This is a genomic window from Robinsoniella peoriensis (assembly GCF_000797495.1).
Taxonomy (GTDB): Bacteria; Bacillota; Clostridia; order Lachnospirales; family Lachnospiraceae; genus Robinsoniella; species Robinsoniella peoriensis.
In genome coordinates this window covers 45379-64403 of the sequence record NZ_JTGN01000012.1, presented here as the reverse complement: position 1 = coordinate 64403, position 19025 = coordinate 45379, and the positions used below count along the sequence as shown (strand labels likewise).

The window sequence follows — 19025 nt, the reverse complement described above, 5'->3', positions numbered from 1 at the left end:
GAATTTATTCCCGCGGGCAGCGAGCCAGACGGATGCGCCTGCGGATACATAGGACTTATTATGAAAAAGATTTGGTTTAAATTAGGAGGATTATCAGATGTCAATTAATGACGTACAGAATTTGTTTATGTTTTGCGGAGGCCTTGGAATGTTCCTTTACGGTATGCACAGCATGTCGGATGGAATTCAGAAATCGACCGGCAACAAAATGAGGGAGCTGCTGGGAGTTTTAACCAATAACCGGGTAATGGCAATTCTGGTTGGAGCCTTGATTACGGCAATTATTCAAAGCAGTGGTGCGACTACGGTAATGGTAGTTGGATTTGTAAATGCAGGCATTATGAATCTGGGACAGGCTGTGGGAGTAATCATGGGTGCCAATATCGGTACCTGTATCACATCCTGGATTGTATCCCTGGGACAGCTTGGGGACAGTTTTAAAGCTGTATCGCCATCTCTTTATGCGCCCTTATTAGTGGGTATCGGAGCATTTTTTATTATGTTTTCCAAAAAGCAGAAGAAGAAAACGATTGGTGAAATCATTATTGGTCTGGGCTTATTATTCATCGGTCTGGATTTTATGAAAAATTCTGCTTCTTCTTATACGGAACTGCCGATCTTCACAAAGGCATTTGCATTATTTGGCAGCAATCCGTTCCTTGGTATTGCAATTGGAGCTTTGGTTACCGGTATTATGCAGAGTTCTTCTGCCTCTGTTGGTATTCTGCAGACACTGGCTGCTACCGGCGGTGTTGTTACGGCAAGCTCGGCAATTTATATCAGCCTTGGTTCGAATATAGGTTCTTGTTTTACTGCACTTTTATCAAGTATTGGAGCACCCAGGAATGCGAAGCGGGCAGCTGTAATCCATTTATCATTTAATATGATAGGTGCGGTAATATTCGGTGCGGCAATGTTTGCCATATTCCAGCTGAATCCTGTATTTGCGGCAGCCGGAATCGGCAGCGTGGGAATTTCTATTTTTCATACTATATTTAATATTATCTGTACAATTATTCTGTTCCCGTTTGCAAACAAACTGGTTCAGCTGTCCGGGCTTATTGTTTCGGATAAAGGCGCTGAAGCTTTGGAAGGAACAGAATCAGACGAAGTGATTACATTACGTCATTTAGATGACCGTATTTTAGAGACTCCCTCTTTTGCAGTAGAAAATGCAATTCTGGAAGTTGTTCATATGGGAAGAATTGCTCAGACAAATATGCAGAACGCATTTGATGCAGTACTTAATAATGATACTGAAAAAATAGATACTGTTTATAAGACGGAAAAAACTATTAACAGCATGGAAAAAATGATTACCGAATATCTGGTTAAAATCAGTAATCTTTCATTGAATGAAGATCAGCATACGATTATTAATAATTTGTTTTATTCCGTAAGCGACATTGAGCGTGTGGGAGATCATACGGAAAATATCGCAGAACTGGCGGAAAATAAAGCGAAGGATGATATTCAGTTCTCCGAAGAGGCAGGTAAGGAATTAAGCGAGATCATGGAACTGGTTACCAATTCATTCGTTTATGCCATGAAGGCAAGAGAAGAAGAGAGTATTGATGCTGCAACGAAAGTAGTAACTTATGAAGATATGGTTGATAATATGGAGGAAGAACTGCGGGAAACTCATATCGAACGACTTTCCAAGCAGTTGTGTAACCCTACAAACGGAGTAATTTTCCTGGATATTATCAGTAACCTGGAAAGAATTTCGGATCATGCCTATAATCTGGCAGGGTACGTAATGAGCGAGCATTAAGACGCACTAAAGATCTAAGTATTAAGCTCCTGTAAACAGGCATATGGAGGTTTTGATAAGATTATGAGTCAGATGATTTATTGTGTAGAAGATGATATGAATATCAGAGAGTTGGTCGCTTATGCCCTGAAGACATCAGGGTATGAAGCAATTGGTTTTGAGAATGCCGCAGAATTTTATAAAGGCTTAAAAAACGGAAATCCGGATTTGATTCTGCTGGATATTATGCTGCCGGACGAAGACGGCATCAGTATTTTGAAGAAATTGCGTGCCAGAAATGAGCACAAGGATATCCCGGTAATTATGCTGACCGCAAAATCTACGGAATATGATAAAGTCAAGGGACTGGATGTGGGTGCAGATGACTATGTAACGAAGCCTTTTGGTGTTATGGAACTGATTTCCAGAATCAAAGCGGTACTTCGCCGGAGCCAGAAAAGCATTTCCACCGATATGATGGTACTTGGGGATATTCATCTGGATATCCAGAAGCATGAAGTGACTGTCAGCGGCAAAGAGGTCATCCTGACCTATAAAGAATTTGAACTTCTTACGTATTTGATGAAAAACCAGGGAATTGTACTTTCCCGGGATAAAATACTGGAAGTAATCTGGAATTATGATTACGAAGGGGAAAGCCGTACCGTTGATGTTCATATCGGCTCGCTGAGGCAGAAATTAGGCAGCAGCGGGAATATGATAGAAACCGTTCGCGGGGTGGGCTATAAAATGGGAACCAAAGAATGAAAAAGAAAATCTATAAAAATGTATTCGGACTGGGGATTTTGACTGTAATTTTCATTACGGCTGCATTTGTGTTATTTTTTAATTACAATATGCAGCAACAATTAAAAAACGAATTAAAGACAGAAGCAGTGTACATCGCCAAGGCCTATGAAGGTTTGGCGGATCCTGTTTCTTTTTTGGATGATATAGAGGCACAGACGCCTTCCAGAATCACATATATCGATCCGAAAGGTAAGGTTATCTACGATAGTCAGGCGGATGCCAGCAAAATGGAAAATCACCTGGAACGCCCGGAAATTATAGATGCCGCAAAAAATGGAACCGGTATTTCCAAGAGGACTTCTGACACGCTGAGACAGCATACTTATTATTATGCAATAAAATTGTCAACGGGAAGCTTTTTGCGGGTTTCCGGTACTATTGACGGCCTGATACCCACGTTTATGAAGGTACTGCCGGCAGCCTGTGTTATTTCATTGATTATTTTACTGGGTTCCTTTATGATCGCCACAAAGCTGGCAAATGGAATTATATCCAATATTAATAACATAGATTTGCAGCATCCAACCCAGGACGTTTCTTTTAATGAGCTCTTTCCGTTATTAAACCGGATTGAAAAGCAGAATTATCAGATCAAGGATCAGATGACAGACCTGATTGAACAAAAGGAAAAATTCAATACGATAACTACCAATATGAATGAAGGATTGATCCTGCTGGATAAAGATTCCAGGATTGTATTTATTAACCAGAGCTGTAAAAATATATTAGGTGCACCCAGTATGCACTATATTGGTAAAAATATTTCACTGTTCAACCGCAGCCAACAGCTTCAGAATACAGTGGAAAAGTCATTGAAAGGGGAAACCCACAGCGAGATCTTAAAGCTGGATGAAACCACAATTCAGTTTTTTGGAAATCCGGTAATACAGGATGGCAGTATCCAGGGGGTTGTACTTTTTGTACTGGACATTACAGAAAAATACAAAGCAGAGAAAATGCGAAGAGAATTCTCAGCAAACGTTTCTCATGAATTAAAAACGCCGCTGACATCTATCTCCGGATATGCGGAATTGATGCAGAACGGAATGGTACAGCCACAGGATATATCTCAGTTTGCAGGTAAAATCTATAAGGAAGCAGCACGACTGATTTCCCTGGTGGAGGACATTATCAAAATCAGCCGTCTGGATGAAAAAGATGCGCGTACAACAAAAGAACTTGTGGATCTGTATGAGATTTCCACGGAAATAGTAGAACGCCTTTCATCCGTAGCAGAACGTAATATGGTAACGCTTCACCTGGAAGGTTCTAGCGTAAAATTGATTGCAGTCCGGGCAATGATGCTGGACCTGATCTATAATCTTTGCGAAAATGGAATAAAGTATAACCGTCAGGGCGGTTCGGTTACCATATCCATATATGAAGAGGATCAGCATCCGGTCATAAAAGTGTCGGATACAGGCATTGGAATTCCCAGTAAATACCAGGAACGTATTTTTGAAAGATTTTACAGAATTGATAAAAGCCATTCCAAACAGACGGGTGGTACGGGATTGGGACTGTCTATTGTAAAGCACGTGGTTGAATATCAGGGCGGATATATTGAAGTGCACAGTACGCCGGAAGAGGGAACTGCAATTACGATTCATTTATAAATAAAAAACAGCTGTTTTTCAGGAAATATCTTGAAAGAACAGCTGTTTTTTTATGCAAAAATTTATTTTTTCTGATTCCAATGCTGTCAAAAAAAAGCATTTTTTATTTTTATAAGTATATTTTTTGATTTTACATAAACTTTACATATACAATATATAATCTTTATACGCATCAATTAGAATACATTCATGTAATAACAAATTAGAAAAGTTTTGGAGGAAAAAATTATGAAGAAATTAATCGCAATGGCGGTAGTTGGAATTATGACATTAGGACTGGTTGCTTGTGGAAGCAATACAGGTACAACAGAAACATCACCATCTACAACAGCAGCTACAGAAGCAGGAGCAGGTGATACACAGGCAGCAACAACAGAAGCAGCTTCTTCAGAATCAGCAAGTGCAGATGGAAGCGAAGCTCCCGCAGGAGATATCAGCGGAAATATAGTAATTACAGGATCTACTTCAGTAGAGAAGATCTTAAACGATATGAAAGATGAATTCGAAGCACAAAATCCTGACGTTACAATCGAATATACAGGCAGCGGTTCATCAGCAGGTATTACAGATACAAAATCAGGAACAAACAATATAGGTGCAGCATCCAGAGAAATTAAGGATGAAGAAAAAGAAGACGCACTTAAGACAGAAGTTTTCGCATATGACGGAATTGCAATTATTGTAAACCCGGCAAATGAAGCAGTGAAAGATATTTCAGAAGAGCAGTTGGCTGATATTTATTCCGGTAAAATTACAAACTGGAAAGAGGTAGGCGGAAATGATGAAGACATCTTTGTAGTTTCCCGTGAAGAAAGTTCAGGAACAAGAAGTGCATTTGAAGAGTTAATTAAGCTGGAAGATGCTGGCGGACTTTCCGGAAACGCATCTGTATCTGAAGGAAATGGACCTGTACAGGCGGCAGTAGCAGGAAATGAAAATGCAATCGGTTATGTATCTTTCTCATTTATTGATGACACAGTAAAACCTCTTACAGTAGCAGGTGTAGAACCAACCGCTGAATTAGCAAAATCCGGAGAATATCCACTGAGCAGACCATTCCTTTTCTGCTATTATGATGACAAAGTAACAGATGCAGGCAAAGCATTCTTAGAATTTGCTATCTCTGAAGAAGGACAGGCGGCAGTTGATACTCACGGCGGAATTCGTATTGACTAATTCTACTGATATAAGCTTCATGAATTTAAGCCGCAGGAAATGCGGACCTGGAGTAAATGGTGAAAGAAAATTAGAAATAGAAAGGGAGCCACACTGTGATTCTTTCACCTTGTTTTAATTTGTGGCAGTATTACAGGCAAGCCTGTAATATGCAATGGGTATAAATATGAACCGAAATGTAAAGAGAGACGTATTTGAAAAAGTAGTAGAAGGAATCTTTTTGCTCTGTGCCCTTGTGGGAGTTATTTCGGTAATAGCAATTATAGTATTTGTTTTTTACAAAGGATTACGACCGTTTTTCGGTCCTGACAGCTACAGTTTCTTAGATTTCATCAGTGGAACCAGATGGGCTCCCGGACAAAATGTTTACGGAATCTTCTATATGATTGTAGCTTCTGTACTGGCTACAGCGGGAGCAATTGTAATAGGTGTGCCGATTGGTGTTCTGACAGCGGTTTTCATCGCTGAAATAGCGCCAAAAGGTGCCGTGAAGGTAATTAAGCCAGCAGTTGAATTACTTGCTGGCATTCCTTCTGTTCTATACGGTGCATTTGGTTTGGGTGTGATCGTTCCGATTATTAAGGAAATATCCCCTAAAGTGCAGGGACAGTCATTGCTGGCAGTAATCATTGTATTGACAATTATGATATTACCGACTATTGTTTCCCTATCAGAAAGTGCAATTAAATCAGTACCGAAATCATACCGGGAGGCGTCCCTTGGCCTTGGTGCATCCAAAGTGCAGACGATTTTCAAAGCAGTGCTGCCAGCAGCAAAATCAGGTATCCTTTCAGCTACCGTGCTTGGTGTCGGACGTGCAATCGGTGAGACGATGGCTGTTATGATGATAGCGGGAAATCCAACTCAGGGGCTGCCGGACAGTATTTGGTCAATGGTGCGTCCGCTTACAACGAATATTGCCATGGAAATGAGCTATGCATCCGGAAGACAACAGGAGATGCTCTTTGCAACCGGTGTAATCTTATTTATCTTTATTATGATTGTTAATTTAACCTTATTAAAAATTACACGCAAGGCAGGTGAAAAATCATGAGCAGGAAAACGAAAGACTCAATTGTAAAAGGCCTGATCTATGGTTCTGCCGGATTTACGGTATTTATACTTGTAGTAATCATTGGATTTATTGTTGTAAAAGGGCTGCCGGGAATCAGCTTTGATTTCCTCACCAGAAATTATGAAGACAAAACTACTTATGTAAATTCACAGGTGGCAGCAGATATGCCGGATAACGGACAGGAAGGATATATTCCATCCCTGGGAATCACGCTGAATATAAATAAAGACAAAAAAGTTTATATCAGTGATATGGATAAAACATCTCCTTTGAAGGATGCTTTAAACCAAAAAAAAGAAGCATATCCCATTGAAAAGAAAGATATACTTTCAAAAATAGGAAGTATTAATGTAGATACACTGGTAAAAGAGACAGATCCGGAAAATCCGGAAGCAGTAAAAGCTGCTGTAGCTGATTTAAAAACCCAGATTCAGGGTCTCAAAGACAGCAGTCTGAAAATAAAAGTTGTTCGTCCCGGTGGCGGTATTGTGCCGATGCTTGTTACGACGCTGTATATGATTGGATTATCACTGCTGATTGCAGCGCCAATCGGAATTTTGTCTGCCGTTTATCTGATTGAGTATGCAAAACCGGGTAAACTGATGAGGACGATACATTTTGCAATAGAGAATCTTGCGGGAATTCCTTCTATTATTTATGGTTTGTTTGGTTCACTGTTTTTTGTAAAAATCTGTGGACTGCAGTATTCTCTGCTGGCTGGAGCTTTAACTCTTAGTATTATCCTGCTTCCAACGATTATTACAACCACAGAAGAAGCATTAAAAGCCATTCCCAGAACTTATCGGGAATCTTCTTTAGGACTGGGTGCAACCAGGCTGCAGACAGTATCCAGGGTTGTTTTACCAAACGCACTGCCTGGAATTTTAGTTGCTGTTTTGCTGAGTATCGGGCGTATCGTAGGAGAATCAGCGGCACTTCTGTTAACTGCAGGTACCGTTGCACAGATTCCCGGTGCCCTGTTTGGAAATTCTGCAAGCGGCGCTACTTTAACGATTAAAATGTATACCCTGATGAAAGAAGAAAATGATTTGACAACGGCTTGTGCAATCGGTATTGTTCTGCTGGTCATCATCATTGTCTTAAACTTTGCATCAAAAGTGGTTACAAAAAAACTTCTGAGTAAAAAAGGAGAGTAGGCATTATGAATCCGATAGAAAATCCTAAATTTCGTGTAGAGGATCTGAATCTTTATTATGGAGACTTTAAAGCTCTGAATAAGATTAATATGAATATACCAAAAAATGAAATTGTTGCCTTTATAGGTCCTTCCGGATGCGGAAAGTCTACTTTTTTGAAAACAATCAACCGGATGAATGATTTGATTGAAGGTGTAAAAGTGGAAGGTAAGATATATTTGGATGACGTGGATATTTACGGTGATATTGACGTAATAAAACTGCGTCAGCGGGTAGGTATGGTCTTCCAGCAGCCGAATCCATTTCCTATGAGTATCTATGACAATGTTGCATATGGTCCCAGGATTCACGGAATTAAAAAGAAACAGGAATTAGATGAAATTGTAGAGCGCAGTTTGAAACAGGCAGCGATCTGGGATGAGGCAAAAGACAGGTTAAAGAAAAATGCCCTGGGCATGTCAGGAGGACAGCAGCAGCGTATCTGTATCGCCAGAGCACTTGCTGTGGAACCGGAAGTTATCTTAATGGATGAGCCGACCAGTGCATTAGACCCGATTTCCACCTTAAAGATAGAAGATCTGGCTGTTGAGTTAAAAGAAAAGTATACGATCGTCATCGTTACCCACAATATGCAGCAGGCCAGCCGTATTTCTGATAAAACTGCTTTCTTCCTTACTGGTGATGTGGTAGAATATGGAAATACTACACAGATATTCAACAATCCAAAAGAGAAAAAAACCGAAGAATATATTACAGGACGTTTCGGTTGATACAGGTCAGAAAGGGGAATAGTATAATGACAACCAGAAAATCTTATATAGCAGAATTAGATGATATTACGCTTAATGTAGAAAAAATGGGTTTACTTCTAGAAGTCATGATTAACAAAGTGATCAAGGCACTTACGGAGACGGATGCAGAATTGGCAAAGGCAATTATGGAACAGGATGATGAAATGGACTGTCTGGAACGGGAGACAGAAAAAGCCTGTATCCGCATTGTGGCTAAGCAGCAGCCGGTAGCTACTGACTTAAGAAGAGTTACCTCTATTATGCGTTTAATTGCCGATATAGAGCGTATTGCAGACCATTGCAGCGATATATCCGAATATATCATCGAACTGGCAAAAGAAGATCCGGTGCCGATGCCGGAAGGTGTTACACAAATGATTGACGCCATGAAAAAGATGGTAAATATGACAATCCAGTGTTTTATTAAAGAAGACGTTTGGCCAATCGAAAAAATCATCGCTATGGACGATACCGTGGATGATTATTTCTTCCAGATAAAGGACGAACTCTGTGTGGCGATGAAACACAAACCGGAAGCGATTAAAGCGTATACAGATTACCTGCTCATTGTAAAGTATGTAGAACGTATGGCTGACCATTCCACCAATATAGCAGAGTGGGTGTCTTTTATCGTAACAGGGGACCTGGAACAGTATTTAAATTAATACTGTTTCCTTTTTGTTTTATAAATTCCATACTTTTCACGAAAAAGCTCAGCACCACAACCTGAAGTTGTGATATGCTGTGCTTTTTTATAGTATGTTTTAGGTAATCCGGGTAATATATTACTGCCAATAGCGTCCAGCATGCCACACCCCCGGGGTTCCACCATGTTGAGAAACCAGCTTTGTATCAATAAACTTAATCCCGGAAAGCTTGCCGGAGTGTTTTTTGCGGATAGTATCCGACTTAATCAGCGCCCCCATCTCTTCCAATTTCCCCCTCTTTCTCCAGTGCCTGTGTGATTATCGGTCCATATTTCTTAATTCTACCATAAATGTCAACAAAAGTAATTGACATGAACACCAAAAAACAACTATAATAGTACGGAATAACATTACAATAAAGGTAGGAAGATTCTATGAGAGTAGTAGCAGGGACGGCGAAACGCCTGCCTTTGAAAACGGTACCTGGACTTGAGACCAGGCCTACGACAGACAGGATAAAAGAGACTTTGTTTAATATGCTGCAAAATGATATTTACGACTGCAGGTTTTTGGATCTGTTCAGCGGAAGCGGGGCGATTGGGATAGAAGCCCTGAGCCGGGGCGCTTCTTTTGCTGCATTTGCAGAAAATAACCGCAGGGCTGTGGAGTGTATTAAAGAGAATCTCAAATTTACAAAACTTGAAGAACGGGCACAGGTAATGCCCTGTGATGCCATTAGTGCAATACATAAATTAGAGGGGCAGGAGCCATTTGATATTGTATTTATGGATCCGCCTTATAATCTGGAGTGGGAAAGACGTGTCTTAGAGGCATTTGCAGATTCTTCCTGTCTTACGGAAGATACATTGATTATCGTGGAAGCATCAAAAGAGACAGATTTTTCTTATCTGGTAAGTATTGGCTATATAATCGAAAAGTATAAAGAATATAAGACAAACGCCCACGTCTTCATAAAGCGGGCCGAAGGGAGATTAGCATGAGAAGAGCAGTATATCCGGGAAGTTTTGATCCGGTAACGTTTGGGCATCTGGATGTAATGGCACGTTCGGCAGCATTAGTGGACGAGCTGATCGTAGGAGTTTTGAATAATAATACAAAAACCCCGTTGTTTTCTGTAGAGGAACGTGTTAATATATTACTTGAAGCGACAAAAGACATAACGAATATCCGGATAGAATCGTTTACGGGACTGTCCATAGATTTTGTGAAAAAATGTGATGCAAAGTTTATCGTAAGGGGACTTAGGGCGATAACAGACTTTGACTATGAATTGCAGATGGCGCAGACGAACCGTATTATGGATCAGGATATCGATACAATATTTCTTACAACAAGTTTGGAATATGCTTATTTGAGTTCGACAACTGTGAAGGAAGTAGCCGCATATGGCGGTGATATTTCGAAATTCGTTCCACCGGTCGTAGTTGATAGAATTTATAATAAAATATGGGAAAGAAAGAATAATAAGGAGAGATTATAATGAGCAGCAGAATCGAACAAATTATTGAAGAAATTGAAGAGTATGTAGACAGTTGTAAATTTCAGCCTTTGTCTTCTACTAAAATTGTTGTAAATAAAGAAGAATTGGAAGAATTACTTAGAGAACTTCGCATGAAGACTCCGGATGAGATAAAGAGATACCAGAAGATAATCAGCAATAAAGATGCCATACTGGCAGATGCCCAGGCAAAAGCAGACAGTATGCTGGCGGATGCTACTTCACAGCAGCAGCAGATGATCAGCCAGGATGAAATCATGCAGCAGGCAGTTGCACAGTCAAATGCACTTCTGGAACATACCAACCGCCAGGCACAGGAAATTCTGGACAACGCAACAAATGATGCTAACAGTATCCGTATGAGCGCGATTCAATATACGGATGAGATGCTGGAAAACTTAGAAAAAATTATGAGCCATACGATTGATACGGCAGGTGCTAAATATAATACATTCCTGAATTCTATTCAGTCTTGTTATGATATTGTAAATAAAAACCGCAGCGAACTGTCTCCGCAGTCTGTTCCAAATAATTATGTTGCAACAGCAATGGAAGAGAGCGGCGAAGGCGAAGCTGCAGAGTAAAGCGTTTCATTGAACACTTGGGTGAACCCCTTTTTACAGCAGATAACATGCGGCAAGAGCAAGGGCGATGACAGTAATGATGAGCTTTGATATTACATACTTGGAAAGGCGAAGACCGCTTTCGTGTATCATGCTTTCTGTCTGCGCAATTGAAGACAATCCGCCAAAAGAACAGATTGCAATCAAAAGCAGGTATTGGATGGTAAAGGAGGCATTTTCCATAGATATGGTATGAATCCCATTGGTCACTTCCATGATGCCAACCAGGAAAGCTTTTATGACTGCATTTGAGATGGGCAGATATAATACGATTTTTGCCAGTATGGCAAAGAGCATGATGTATCCCCCCAGTTTTGTAATATTTATTATACCGTTCATAATACAGGCATCTACCAGTCCAAAATTCAATGTCGTGGTAGGTGCTGTATTTGTATGTAAAGAAGTGGATTCACGGAATTGTTTTCTGCATCTGATGCCGGTAAACAATCCATAAAGTAATGGGGCACCGTATATGATTACAATGGTGGGAATAATCAGTTCTTCCTTATGCAGATGTTCCAATACCAGAAAATTGATAATGAACATGGGGCTTACATTGTTGCAAAACCCCAGAAGATATTGTGCTTCGGGAAGGGTAATCTGTTTTTCATTGGTAAGGTCTGCAATGACCTTGGCACCCATGGGATATCCGCAGAAGAATCCCACAGTGAGTGCATAGCTTCCGTTTGTACCCACGCCGAACAGAAAGCGAAAGATGGGAGCAAACAGAAACATCAGCGGTTCGATCAGTCCCAGATTAATAATCAGATTGGACAGGATCATCAGGGGAAGCAGGGTAGGCACCAGTGTCTGGAACCAAAGGAGCAGTCCGGCAAGTGAGGCATCAAAGCCGTCTGCGGGGCAGAGATAGAGGAAGACCAGTGCGGTCGTAATGACCAGGCCATAGAGCATTTTTTTCATAGATGCTGTACCTGTGACTATCTGGCATAAATAACAATATATAATTTCTGGATCGTGTTTTAGAAGCAATTTTCAACACGCTCTAACAGGAAGTAAATTTTAATTATATATCGTTATTTACGTCAGACAGCGCGAATATGTTTTTTATAGTATATGAAGTGCCTGAAGAGATTCATTCCTGAAAAAATGTCATTTTTTGATTCTAAATCAGCAAATCTACGCATATATTAATCATGAGAATAGAAAGTCTGTGGCTTGGGCTTGCTATCAGAGCGTGTTTGGGCACAAGCGTTTTCAAACAGGCTCTAGAGGAAGAGTCGAATAGATGAATAAAATAAAGCTTCTTCGAAATATCTGTGTAATTCTTCTGGTGGGCATTTTTTGTTATGGATGCATCGATTATTTACATACCCAGGGAAAAATATTCAATTTAACGTATCAGTCCAATGAGACAATGGGATTTCGCAGCCAGAAAATTGGGGAAGATAATTTTCGGCGGTTAATGGAAGTCAGTAAGGCGGAAGACGTTCCGGTTTATGACCTGCTTTCCGTGTGGATGCCCAAATACCAGTTTGAATTGGATCATGTGAAAACGTCCGCACTTACCCCTTCGGATTATTATTTATGGCGGACTTATTTTCAGGCGTATAATTTACATGCGCTGCAGGAGATTCAGCAAAGCTATGCTGCTGTATGGGAGGACGTATTGTATTACCCCGTGCCGGACAGTACCAGTGAGGATGAATCTCAGACTTCTTTTGAAGACTCCTGGATGCTGGAGCGCAATTACGGCGGCAAACGGGGGCATGAAGGAACAGACATTTTCCCCAAAGAAAATGTAAGAGGGAAATATCCGGTGGTCAGCGTATCAAAGGGTGTTGTGGAACAGGTGGGATGGCTGGAAAAAGGCGGCTGGCGTATTGGTATCCGCTCAGAGCATGGCGGATATTTTTACTATGCGCATCTGAGTTCTTATGCAGGGGATTTTAAGAAAGGTGATGAGGTTCAGGCAGGAGAACTTCTGGGATATATGGGAGATACCGGGTATAGTAAAACGGAGGGTACGACAGGAAATTTTGACGTACATCTGCATTTTGGAATCTATATCAGAACAGACCGAAAGGAAGAAGTCAGTGTTAACCCCTACTGGGTTCTTCGTTATTTAGAAGATCGAAAGTTGAAATATGCATATGAAGTGTGATATACTAAAATATTAAGGGGAATTATTATAGTTAAGAGGAGAATCAGGTATATGGAAATACAATTATGGAGAGAAATTCTGGATCCATATGAATTAGCAGTGAATGAACTGACCGTGAAGTTTGAGCATCTGATCAGAGAGCATCGGGCACGTGGGAAGTATTCACCTATAGAACAGGTTATGGGGCGGGTGAAAGCCATATCCAGCATATTGGAAAAGGCACAGAAAAAGAAAATACCGCTGAATGAAATAGAAGAAAAATTAGATGATATCGCAGGTGTACGCATTATCTGTCAGTTCGTGGAGGATATTGAAAAAGTAGTGGAGATTATCCGAAACCGTACAGATATGTCTGTAAAGAGCGAAAAGGATTACATTGCCAATATGAAATCCAGCGGTTACCGCAGCTATCATATGATCGTCTATTATGAGGTCCAGACATTAGCAGGAAGTAAACGGATTCAGGTTGAGATACAGATCCGGACACTGGCAATGAATTTTTGGTCAACAATCGAACATTCGCTGCAGTACAAATATAAACGAAATATTCCGGAGCATATCCGCATGAAGTTAAGCAAAGCAGCGGATGCGATTATTGTGCTGGATAATGAGATGTCTTCGGTGCGCAGTGAAATTATGGATGCGCAGAATTCCTTCCAGATTCAGGCGAATCTGGTATCAGATATCTTAAATAACATACAGAATCTGTATCATCTGGCGAATAAGAGAGAGATCATTAAGATTCAGGATGAATTTTACCGTATCTATGAATTGAACGATATTGAACAGCTGGAACGTTTTCACAAGCAGCTGGATATTATTGCAGAAGGATACCGCGCCCAGTCACTGGCGAAATAAAATACATAGATTAGAGCGTGCAGACGCTCTTCAACAAAGGAGCAATAAATGAATTTACCACAGGACTTTGCGGATTCCATGAAGGAACTGCTGGGAGCAGAGGAATATGAAGCATATTTAAACAGTGCAGGCCAGGAACGGGTTCATGGTCTTCGTGTGAATACAAGTAAGATAACGGTAGAAGAATTTTTAAAACTGACGCCTTTTTCATTAGAGCCAATACCCTGGGTGGAAAATGGATTTTTTTATGACGACTCACAGGCCGTTACGAAGCATCCTCATTACCATGCAGGGTTATACTATGTGCAGGAGCCAAGTGCGATGATACCTGCAGACAGACTTCCTGTAAAAGAGGGGGACTGTGTGCTGGATCTCTGTGCGGCGCCCGGTGGAAAGGCAACGGAGCTGGGAGCTAAATTAAAGGGGACGGGAGTCCTGGTTGCCAATGATATCAGCAATTCCAGGGCAAAAGGTCTTTTGAAGAATCTGGAGCTGTTCGGACTACCGGATATTCTGGTAACCAGCGAATCCCCACAGAAACTACTGCCTTATTTTAAAGGCTTTTTCGATAAAATATTAATCGATGCACCCTGTTCCGGAGAAGGGATGTTCCGCAAAGATCCGGCTATGATCAAGAGCTGGATAGAACATGGACCGGAATATTATGCCGGCATTCAAAAGGAAATATTGCTGATGGCAGCCGATATGTTAAAGCCGGGCGGTTTATTGCTTTATTCCACCTGTACGTTCTCTGCACTGGAGGATGAGTGTTCGATTGCCTCTCTGCTGTCGGAAAGAACGGAATTTGAAGTGATACCGATGAAAGGCTATAAGGGATTCGATAAAGGGATTCCTGGCGCTGCCGGTGGAGATGAGCAGTTAAGGAACTGCGTCCGTATCTGGCCCCATAAAATGGCTGGAGAGGGACATTTTGCGGCACTTCTAAAAAAGAACGGGGATTTCGTTGCCACGGATACCGGCGCAAAGACAAAAAAGAAGAAGCAGGTGCTGCCAAAAGAATGCCAGGAATTTTTTGACCAGTATTTAAGGCTGGATTTTACGGACAGGAATATTACTGTATATGATAACCGGGTTTATGCCATACCAAAAACCCTTGGTAATATTCGTGGACTGCGGTTTCTGCGTACAGGATTATATCTGGGAGAAATAAAGAAAAACCGTTTTGAGCCAAGCCAGGCTCTGGCGATGAGTCTGAAAAGAGACCAGGCAGTATACAGCATCTCTTTTTCAGGCAGTGATGAGCGGACGGTGAAATACTTAAAGGGTGAAACGATAGAACTTGAGGATGCCGAGGCGAAGGGCTTAAAAGGCTGGATTCTGGTCTGTGTGGATGGATATCCGCTGGGATTTGCGAAAGCAGCCAATGGTTCACTGAAGAATAAATATTACCCTGGATGGAGATTACAGTAAATGAGTCTGATAAGATTAGATAAATATCTGGCTAACGCAGGAGCGGGAACCAGAACAGAAGTAAAGAACCAGATCCGAAAAGGATTGGTTACAGTTAATGGAGAAGTTGTTAAGAAGCCTGAGATGAAGCTGGATTCGGACAGGGATGCGGTGTGTGTCGGTCAAATTCCAGTGACATACCGGAAATATGAGTACTACATGTTCCATAAGCCGGCAGGCTGTGTGACAGCCACCCAGGATAACCTGCATCAAACAGTGATGGATTTCATCTCTTCGGGGAAGAAAGAGGAACTTTTCCCGGTGGGAAGGCTGGATAAAGATACAGAAGGGTTTTTGCTGATTACAAATGACGGTGCCCTTGCCCACGAACTGCTTTCTCCAAGAAAACATGTGGATAAAACTTATTATGCAAAAGTCGATGGAATGGTAACAAAAGCGGATCAGGAAACATTTTTGCAGGGCGTGGATATCGGTGAAGACAAACCTACACTGCCGGCGAATCTTGAGATCTTAACCAGCGGTGAAATATCAGAAGTGTGCCTTACCATACGGGAGGGGAGGTTTCACCAGGTAAAAAGGATGTTTGAAGCGGTGGGAAAGCAGGTTGTGTATTTAAAACGCCTGTCAATGGGAGCAATCAGTCTGGATGAACATCTGGCTAAGGGAGAATACCGCCCGTTGACCGGAGAGGAAATAGAAAGGATCGGAGGAAGCGGATGTTAGAAGGAATCAGAGCGGTCATATTTGACTTAGACGGAACTTTGGCAGATTCCATGTGGATGTGGCCCAAGATAGATATAGAATACCTGAACAGATTTCAGATTCAGGTACCGGCAGGACTTCATGAGGCGATTGAAGGTATGAGTTTTACAGAGACCGCTGATTATTTCAGGACCGCATTTTTCCTTCCCAAAACCACAGAGGAAATCAAACAGGACTGGATGGATATGGCGTATGATAAGTATGCCAATGAGGTGCCGCTAAAACCCGGCGCATCTGAGTTCCTGGACGAACTGAAGCAGCGCAGTATTAAAACGGGGATTGCTACCAGTAACGGCAGAGGACTTGTGGAGGCAGTGATGCATGCACAGCATCTGGATGACCGGATTGATGCAGTCCGGACCGCCTGTGAGGTGGCAAAAGGAAAACCTTCTCCGGATATATACCTCAAAGTAAGTGAGGATCTTCGGGTTGCACCAAAGGAATGCCTGGTATTTGAAGATATCAGCATGGGGATTCTGGCGGGTAAGAACGCCGGTATGAAGGTATGTGCAGTGGAGGATGCATTCTCCATGGGGCAGATTGAGAAAAAGAAAGCCCTGGCAGATTATTATATTTTGAATTATCATGATGTTTTAAATAATACGTATGAACATCTTCGTTAGCAGCGTGTTTTACAAATGATTTATGCCTGCAGACAGCAGGCGGACAGGAGTACGAATGAGTAAGCAGTTTCTGCCCGTAAACAGGGAAGATATGAAGGCGCGCGGCATTGCCCAGCTGGATTTTGTATATGTAACAGGGGATGCCTATGTGGATCATCCCTCCTTTGCCCACGCGGTGATCAGCCGCATGCTTGAGGCAAACGGATATAAGGTAGGGATTATTGCCCAGCCGGATTGGAAAGACAAAGAAAGTATCATGGCGCTTGGAGAGCCGAGGCTTGGTTTTCTTGTTTCAGCAGGAAATATGGATTCCATGGTGAACCATTATTCGGTATCCAAGAAGCGAAGAAAAACAGATGCTTTCAGTCCAGGAGGAGAAATGGGGAAACGGCCGGACAATGCGACAATTGTCTACTGCAATCTGATTCGCCAGGTGTACAAAAAGGTGCCGGTTATCATTGGCGGTATCGAAGCCAGTCTGCGCAGGATGGCACACTATGATTACTGGGCGAACGCACTAAAACGCTCCATTTTACTGGATTCAGGTGCTGATCTGATTTCTTACGGTATGGGAGAACGTTCCATTGTAGAAATTGCAGATGCACTGAACAGCGGCATTGAAATGAAAGATCTGACCTTTATTGACGGAACGGTATTTAAAACGAAAGATTTATCCATCGTTTATGATGCGGTTTCACTGCCGCCCTATGAAGCACTGAAAGCGGACAAGCTGAACTATGCAAAAAGTTTCTATGTCCAGTATTGCAACACCGACCCATTTACCGGGAAACGTCTGGTAGAAAGCTATAAGGACGGGTGGCATGTGGTGCAGAATCCACCTGCAAAGCCCTTAAGCCAGTCAGAGATGGATCGGGTCTATTCTCTTGGATATATGAGAACCTGGCATCCTTCTTATGATGAAAAAGGCGGGATTCCGGCAATTGAAGAGGTGAAGTATAGTCTGGTAAGCAACCGTGGATGTTTTGGGGGATGCAGCTTCTGCGCCCTGACTTTTCACCAGGGAAGAATCATCCAGACCAGGAGCCACGAATCAATCCTGGCTGAAGCAAACCAGTTTATATGGGAGAAAGATTTTAAAGGATATATTCATGACGTGGGAGGTCCTACTGCAAATTTCAGGCAGCCGGCATGTGACAAACAGCTTGAAAAAGGTGTGTGTCCCAAAAAGCAATGCCTGTTCCCCACTCCTTGTAAGAATCTGAAAACAGACCATAGTGATTACTTGTCGCTCTTGCGTAAACTGCGGGAACTGCCAAATGTGAAAAAGGTATTTATCCGATCCGGCATTCGTTTTGATTATTTAATTTATGATCCGGATGATTCCTTTTTTAAAGAATTGGTGGAGCATCACGTGAGTGGCCAGTTAAAAGTAGCCCCTGAGCATATTTCGGATAAAGTACTTAGTAAAATGGGCAAACCGGAGCGTAGTGTCTATGAAAAATTTGTGCATAAATATAAAGACCTGAATACAAAATGCGGGAAGAATCAGTTCCTGGTACCATATCTGATGTCATCCCATCCGGGTTCTACTTTAAAAGAAGCAGTGGCACTTGCAGAATATCTTCGCGATCTGGGATATATGCCGGAACAGGTACAGGACTTTTATCCGACGCCGTCGACTATCTCAACGTGTATGTATTATACAGGCGTAGATCCAAGGACAATGGAACCGGTTTATGTTCCGAATAATCCCCACGAAAAAGCAATGCAGCGAGCGCTGATTCAATACCGGAATCCAAAAAATCTGGAACTGGTAACGGAGGCTCTGACCAAAGCACACCGCACAGATCTGATTGGGTTTGATAAAAAATGCCTGATTCGCCCTATAAGAGGGGAAGGGAAATCTTCCAGTTATTCATCCGGCAGGTATGGTAAGCCGTCGGGGGATAAAAATGGGGGAAAAAGTGAAAAAAATAATGGTGCTTCGTTTGGCAATGGAAAAGATAAGAATAAGCCGGTGAAGAAGAAAACAATCCGGAACGTGCATAAGAAGAAATAAGTAAAAACTCAGCGTCCCGGTAAATAATAACGGCAGAAAAAT

At 41.8% G+C, this 19025-nt stretch carries 19 protein-coding genes; 17 read left to right on the top strand and 2 right to left on the bottom strand.

Translation table 11 applies throughout. The features are described 5' to 3' along the window. Positions 1-97 precede the first annotated feature (97 nt). The 8 genes from QR40_RS21825 (at position 98) to phoU (ending at position 9043) form a co-directional block, all read left to right on the top strand. Positions 98-1774 carry a Na/Pi cotransporter family protein gene (locus tag QR40_RS21825; protein WP_044296750.1) on the top strand — a complete coding sequence of 559 codons (1677 nt, stop codon included), beginning with the start codon at positions 98-100 and terminating at the stop codon, positions 1772-1774. A gap of 72 nt (positions 1775-1846) precedes the next feature. Further along, positions 1847-2521: a winged helix-turn-helix domain-containing protein gene (locus tag QR40_RS21820; protein ID WP_027293991.1), complete on the top strand. Its 675-nt coding sequence runs from the start codon at positions 1847-1849 to the stop codon at positions 2519-2521. Next, on the top strand, positions 2518-4179 hold the full coding sequence (locus tag QR40_RS21815; protein ID WP_044296749.1) for a sensor histidine kinase: 1662 nt from the start codon (positions 2518-2520) through the stop codon (positions 4177-4179). Before QR40_RS21820 ends, QR40_RS21815 begins: the two co-directional genes overlap by 4 nt. 228 nt (positions 4180-4407) lie before the next feature. Next, positions 4408-5355 (top strand): phosphate ABC transporter substrate-binding protein, encoded by a 948-nt coding sequence (locus QR40_RS21810; protein ID WP_044296748.1) that lies wholly within the window; start codon positions 4408-4410, stop codon positions 5353-5355. Positions 5356-5509: 154 nt separating this feature from the next. After that, on the top strand, positions 5510-6409 hold the full coding sequence (pstC, locus tag QR40_RS21805) for a phosphate ABC transporter permease subunit PstC (RefSeq protein ID WP_027293994.1): 900 nt from the start codon (positions 5510-5512) through the stop codon (positions 6407-6409). Further along, on the top strand, positions 6406-7587 hold the full coding sequence (gene pstA / locus QR40_RS21800) for a phosphate ABC transporter permease PstA (protein ID WP_052430993.1): 1182 nt from the start codon (positions 6406-6408) through the stop codon (positions 7585-7587). Before pstC ends, pstA begins: the two co-directional genes overlap by 4 nt. A gap of 5 nt (positions 7588-7592) precedes the next feature. Next, positions 7593-8357 carry a phosphate ABC transporter ATP-binding protein PstB gene (gene pstB, locus QR40_RS21795; RefSeq protein ID WP_027293996.1) on the top strand — a complete coding sequence of 255 codons (765 nt, stop codon included), beginning with the start codon at positions 7593-7595 and terminating at the stop codon, positions 8355-8357. A 26-nt stretch (positions 8358-8383) separates the two neighbouring features. Beyond that, entirely contained in the window at positions 8384-9043 is a 660-nt protein-coding gene (phoU, locus tag QR40_RS21790) for a phosphate signaling complex protein PhoU (protein ID WP_027293997.1), read from the top strand. A gap of 120 nt (positions 9044-9163) precedes the next feature. On the opposite strand, the gene QR40_RS31920 is transcribed toward phoU, so the two are convergent. Continuing rightward, complete coding sequence (locus QR40_RS31920; RefSeq protein WP_160295857.1) at positions 9164-9313, bottom strand: hypothetical protein; 150 nt, start codon at positions 9311-9313, stop codon at positions 9164-9166. A gap of 146 nt (positions 9314-9459) precedes the next feature. Here QR40_RS31920 and rsmD point away from each other — a divergent pair, with 146 nt between their 5' ends. From rsmD to QR40_RS21775, 3 genes are read left to right on the top strand one after another with little or no spacing between them, the layout of a single operon-like run. Then, a complete protein-coding gene (gene rsmD, locus QR40_RS21785; protein ID WP_044296745.1) occupies positions 9460-10026 on the top strand; it encodes a 16S rRNA (guanine(966)-N(2))-methyltransferase RsmD in 567 nt (188 codons plus the stop codon). Next, positions 10023-10526: a pantetheine-phosphate adenylyltransferase gene (coaD, locus tag QR40_RS21780; RefSeq protein WP_027293999.1), complete on the top strand. Its 504-nt coding sequence runs from the start codon at positions 10023-10025 to the stop codon at positions 10524-10526. The genes rsmD and coaD overlap by 4 nt, the downstream gene beginning before the upstream one ends. Beyond that, on the top strand, positions 10526-11128 hold the full coding sequence (locus QR40_RS21775; protein ID WP_027294000.1) for an ATPase: 603 nt from the start codon (positions 10526-10528) through the stop codon (positions 11126-11128). Before coaD ends, QR40_RS21775 begins: the two co-directional genes overlap by 1 nt. Before the next feature lie 33 nt (positions 11129-11161). On the opposite strand, the gene QR40_RS21770 is transcribed toward QR40_RS21775, so the two are convergent. Further along, positions 11162-12088 (bottom strand): hypothetical protein, encoded by a 927-nt coding sequence (locus tag QR40_RS21770; protein ID WP_027294001.1) that lies wholly within the window; start codon positions 12086-12088, stop codon positions 11162-11164. A gap of 325 nt (positions 12089-12413) precedes the next feature. On the opposite strand from QR40_RS21770, the gene QR40_RS21765 reads away from it, so the two are divergent. From QR40_RS21765 to QR40_RS21740, 6 genes are read left to right on the top strand one after another with little or no spacing between them, the layout of a single operon-like run. Continuing rightward, positions 12414-13289, top strand: coding sequence for a M23 family metallopeptidase (locus QR40_RS21765; protein WP_044296743.1), 876 nt, complete (start codon positions 12414-12416; stop codon positions 13287-13289). A gap of 51 nt (positions 13290-13340) precedes the next feature. Further along, positions 13341-14147, top strand: a complete 807-nt coding sequence (locus tag QR40_RS21760; protein ID WP_027294003.1) for a GTP pyrophosphokinase — start codon at positions 13341-13343, stop codon at positions 14145-14147. A gap of 48 nt (positions 14148-14195) precedes the next feature. Further along, positions 14196-15578 (top strand): RsmF rRNA methyltransferase first C-terminal domain-containing protein, encoded by a 1383-nt coding sequence (locus QR40_RS21755; RefSeq protein ID WP_044296742.1) that lies wholly within the window; start codon positions 14196-14198, stop codon positions 15576-15578. Further along, complete coding sequence (locus QR40_RS21750) at positions 15579-16301, top strand: pseudouridine synthase (protein WP_044296741.1); 723 nt, start codon at positions 15579-15581, stop codon at positions 16299-16301. It begins immediately after the preceding gene. Then, on the top strand, positions 16295-16963 hold the full coding sequence (locus QR40_RS21745) for an HAD family hydrolase (RefSeq protein WP_027294006.1): 669 nt from the start codon (positions 16295-16297) through the stop codon (positions 16961-16963). The genes QR40_RS21750 and QR40_RS21745 overlap by 7 nt, the downstream gene beginning before the upstream one ends. Before the next feature lie 55 nt (positions 16964-17018). Next, a complete protein-coding gene (locus tag QR40_RS21740) occupies positions 17019-18983 on the top strand; it encodes a YgiQ family radical SAM protein (RefSeq protein WP_027294007.1) in 1965 nt (654 codons plus the stop codon). Positions 18984-19025: the final 42 nt, after the last annotated feature.

Coding starts and splice junctions, on each gene's coding strand:
- QR40_RS21825 (WP_044296750.1), top strand. CDS start 98: ATGTCAATTAATGACGTACAGAATTTGTTTATGTTTTGCGGAGGCCTT.
- QR40_RS21820 (WP_027293991.1), top strand. CDS start 1,847: ATGATTTATTGTGTAGAAGATGATATGAATATCAGAGAGTTGGTCGCT.
- QR40_RS21815 (WP_044296749.1), top strand. CDS start 2,518: ATGAAAAAGAAAATCTATAAAAATGTATTCGGACTGGGGATTTTGACT.
- QR40_RS21810 (WP_044296748.1), top strand. CDS start 4,408: ATGAAGAAATTAATCGCAATGGCGGTAGTTGGAATTATGACATTAGGA.
- pstC (WP_027293994.1), top strand. CDS start 5,510: ATGGGTATAAATATGAACCGAAATGTAAAGAGAGACGTATTTGAAAAA.
- pstA (WP_052430993.1), top strand. CDS start 6,406: ATGAGCAGGAAAACGAAAGACTCAATTGTAAAAGGCCTGATCTATGGT.
- pstB (WP_027293996.1), top strand. CDS start 7,593: ATGAATCCGATAGAAAATCCTAAATTTCGTGTAGAGGATCTGAATCTT.
- phoU (WP_027293997.1), top strand. CDS start 8,384: ATGACAACCAGAAAATCTTATATAGCAGAATTAGATGATATTACGCTT.
- rsmD (WP_044296745.1), top strand. CDS start 9,460: ATGAGAGTAGTAGCAGGGACGGCGAAACGCCTGCCTTTGAAAACGGTA.
- coaD (WP_027293999.1), top strand. CDS start 10,023: ATGAGAAGAGCAGTATATCCGGGAAGTTTTGATCCGGTAACGTTTGGG.
- QR40_RS21775 (WP_027294000.1), top strand. CDS start 10,526: ATGAGCAGCAGAATCGAACAAATTATTGAAGAAATTGAAGAGTATGTA.
- QR40_RS21770 (WP_027294001.1), bottom strand. CDS start 12,088: ATGAAAAAAATGCTCTATGGCCTGGTCATTACGACCGCACTGGTCTTC.
- QR40_RS21765 (WP_044296743.1), top strand. CDS start 12,414: ATGAATAAAATAAAGCTTCTTCGAAATATCTGTGTAATTCTTCTGGTG.
- QR40_RS21760 (WP_027294003.1), top strand. CDS start 13,341: ATGGAAATACAATTATGGAGAGAAATTCTGGATCCATATGAATTAGCA.
- QR40_RS21755 (WP_044296742.1), top strand. CDS start 14,196: ATGAATTTACCACAGGACTTTGCGGATTCCATGAAGGAACTGCTGGGA.
- QR40_RS21750 (WP_044296741.1), top strand. CDS start 15,579: ATGAGTCTGATAAGATTAGATAAATATCTGGCTAACGCAGGAGCGGGA.
- QR40_RS21745 (WP_027294006.1), top strand. CDS start 16,295: ATGTTAGAAGGAATCAGAGCGGTCATATTTGACTTAGACGGAACTTTG.
- QR40_RS21740 (WP_027294007.1), top strand. CDS start 17,019: ATGAGTAAGCAGTTTCTGCCCGTAAACAGGGAAGATATGAAGGCGCGC.